General features: G+C 69.6%; 3 protein-coding genes and 1 pseudogene. 1 reads left to right on the forward strand and 3 read right to left on the reverse strand.

Annotated elements, in window-relative coordinates:
* From IMZ11_RS46555 to IMZ11_RS41985, 3 genes and pseudogenes are all read right to left on the reverse strand, one after another.
* Positions 1-421 (reverse strand): amidohydrolase family protein (locus tag IMZ11_RS46555; protein ID WP_228649071.1); only part of this gene is annotated, 421 nt, incomplete at its 3' end.
* A 59-nt stretch (positions 422-480) separates the two neighbouring features.
* Positions 481-1,080, reverse strand: coding sequence for a hypothetical protein (locus tag IMZ11_RS41980; RefSeq protein WP_228649075.1), 600 nt, complete (start codon positions 1,078-1,080; stop codon positions 481-483).
* A gap of 126 nt (positions 1,081-1,206) precedes the next feature.
* Positions 1,207-1,461 (reverse strand): annotated as a pseudogene (locus IMZ11_RS41985) (Tn3 family transposase); the annotation flags it as partial.
* Between the two features lie 206 nt (positions 1,462-1,667).
* Here IMZ11_RS41985 and IMZ11_RS41990 point away from each other — a divergent pair.
* Entirely contained in the window at positions 1,668-2,420 is a 753-nt protein-coding gene (locus IMZ11_RS41990) for a hypothetical protein (RefSeq protein WP_228649073.1), read from the forward strand.
* Positions 2,421-2,769 lie beyond the last annotated feature (349 nt).

Below are 2,769 nucleotides of genomic sequence, written 5' to 3' on the forward strand. Positions count from 1 at the left end.
CGGTGAGGATGCGGGGGCCGGGGAGGGCGCCGGAGGTGATGGCGGAACGGAAGGAGGCCGCGAGGGCGTCGCGGTCACCGAGGTCGCGCAGCGTCGTCACTCCGGCTGTCAGGAGCTGCCGGGCGCGTTCCGCCATGCCTGCGGAGAGCTCTGCCGGGGTGGCCTGCGCCGTCGTGCCGATGGGGTCGGGGCCGGAGTCGAAGGCGAGGTGGACGTGGCAGTCCGTCATGCCGGGCAGCACCGTCGCGCCCGGGCAGCGCAGGCGGGGCACTTGGGGGTCCACCGTCGCGTCCAGCTCGGCGGCGAGGCCGACGGCGGATACGGCGCCGGTGCTCTCGTCGACGAGCACGGCGCCGTCGGCGGTCACCCGGTCCGCGGGGCCTGCGATGACACGGTCGGCGGTGATCAGTAACGTGTTCACGGGGGTGGGGGTCTCCTCTCGTGCCTGCTGCTTCCCGGCGAAGCGTTCCGCGAGCCCTCCTACGGGAACTGCTTCTCCTCGCGGCCGATGTCGTCGATCGGGCCGAGGATCGTCCAGCCGGGCCCGAGGGGGCGGGTGGAGCGGAAGCCGTGGGCGACCGCGTACTCCTCGGCCTCCTCCGCGGTGTCCTCGGGGGCGCGCATGATCGTGTAGCGCGGGGGGTCCTCGTGGTAGAAGCGGTAGAACGTGCGGCCCTCGTCCTTGGGCTGGTAGAGGATCACGCTGACGCCCCAGAGGGCGTCGTACACCTTCTGGTCGCGCGGGGGCGTCGTCGTGCACGTGTCGGAGGGGCGGCCGGGCTCGCGGACGCAGGTCCGGTACCGGCTCCAGTCGATGCGTTCGGCGCGGGGGTGTTCCGCGATCAGCTTCCGCATCCGGGCGTCGGCCCGGGCGAAGGCATCCTCGCGGCGGTCGTACTCCTGCTGCAGCCGGTTGAAGCGCTGCTCGTCGAAGCCGCTGCCGAAGTGGGCCTCCAGGCCTGCGAGGACGGCGACCCGCCAGGCCAGGTACCCGGCCGTCACGACGAGCAGCGTGACGACCAGGACCCGGCCCGGCGAGCGCCTGTGGGGCATCAGGTCGGCGAGGTCAGAACGTGCCACTGATGGGGATCTCGATGTCCGCCTGCGCGATCGGCGGGGGGTACTTCCCGTCGAACCGGTCATAGTGCTGGAGCGTAAACCAGTCGATGAAGCCGTACTCCGTGATCTCGTCGTCCGGGTCGAGCCGGCGGACGGGACGCTGACGGTGAAGCTGTAGCGGCCGAGGAGGTTCAGGTTCTTGTGCTTGAGCGGGGAGAGCCGGGCGATGTCCTCCTGGCGGATCTCGTGGCCCTCGGCCTGGAGCTGGGTGACCGCGGCATCGATGTACCGCGTGGTCCAGAGCACGATGGCGTTGAGGACCAGGCCGAGCGCGCCGAGTTGGTCCTCCGTCCCGTCCCGGTACCGGCGTCCCCGTCGAGCGAGGCCGCACCGCCGCTCTCCGGCAACTCGTCCTGCAGGCCCCGCCTCCCGTGGTCGCCCAAGCACTCGGCTACCACGACAAAAGCACCACCAGGATCGCCGCCGAAGCCGGAGGCACCTGGAAGAAGTACGCCCCCGGCGATCACCCTCGATGACTCTGCTTCCTGGCACCCAGGCAACGGGATAACCCGTTGCCGCCACGTCTGGGGAGGCGATGGAGTGCCCCGGTGACCAACACCTCGGCGCGAGAAGAATTCTCTGCCCTGCTCGCCCGTGTCAGTGCCGACCCGGCCGTCATCGGGGCCGTCCTCAGCGGATCACAGGCACGGCAAGGCATGGCCACGCACCGTTCCGACTATGACATCTACCTGATCACCACCGATGACAGGGCAGCCGACGAAGAGCGCCGCGACTCCCGGCTGGACGTCAAGGCCATGTCCCTGGAGGAATTCCGCGCGCACGCGCTGCCGGGATCGGGCTGGGAATGGAACAGGTACTCCTTCACCCATGCCCGCGTCCTCAAAGACCGGCCCGACGGCCTCATCGGTGAACTTGTCGCCGGCAAGGGAGCACTGTCACGCGAGGAAGCCCATCAGACAGTCGCCGCCTCCCTGGACACCTTCGTCAACGCCGCCTACCGCTGGCTGAAAAGCCACCGCGACGAACGCGCCACCGAAGCCCGCCTGGATGCCGCTGAAGCTATTCCTCCCCTGCTGACCTGCATCTTCGCTCTCCACCGCCGGGTCCGCCCCTATAACCAGTACCTCGGCTGGGAACTACGGAACCATCCCCTGGGACCGCCTCCATGGCGCCACGAAAGGTTGCTGCCGCTCCTGGAAACAGTCCTGTCGCACGCCACCCCGCAGACGGCTCGCCAGCTCTTCCTCGACCTGGAACCATTCGCGCGCGCCGCCGGTCACAGCTCGGTACTGGACGCCTGGGGCGACGACCTCCACCTCCTGCGGCAAAGCCCTAGCTGAACAAACAACGCGCAATGGCTGTCGGAGGCCGGCGTCGATCAACCGGCCCTTCGAGGCTGTCGTCACGGAATGTGAGAACAGACCAAGAAAGAACGAGGAATACAGGCCGGCCGATCAACGGCGCCTACCAGTCCCGAGGCCGTCGCTCACCTCTATTGGGGGCGCGCGGCCCCGGCACCCCTCGCGCGGCGGCGCGGGCCGGGACCGGCCAGAGAGCCGCATGCCCGGCCCGCTGGCCGCTGGCGCGCGGGGGCGGCCGCGCGCCAGCGCGGCCCTTGATCCCTAGATGATTGAGTCCAAGGGCTTCGGTCGCGCTTAGTGGTCGTAGGCGATCAGGGAACGCTTGATC

The organism is Microtetraspora sp. AC03309, assembly GCF_020826795.1.
GTDB lineage: Bacteria > Actinomycetota > Actinomycetes > Streptosporangiales > Streptosporangiaceae > Microtetraspora > Microtetraspora glauca.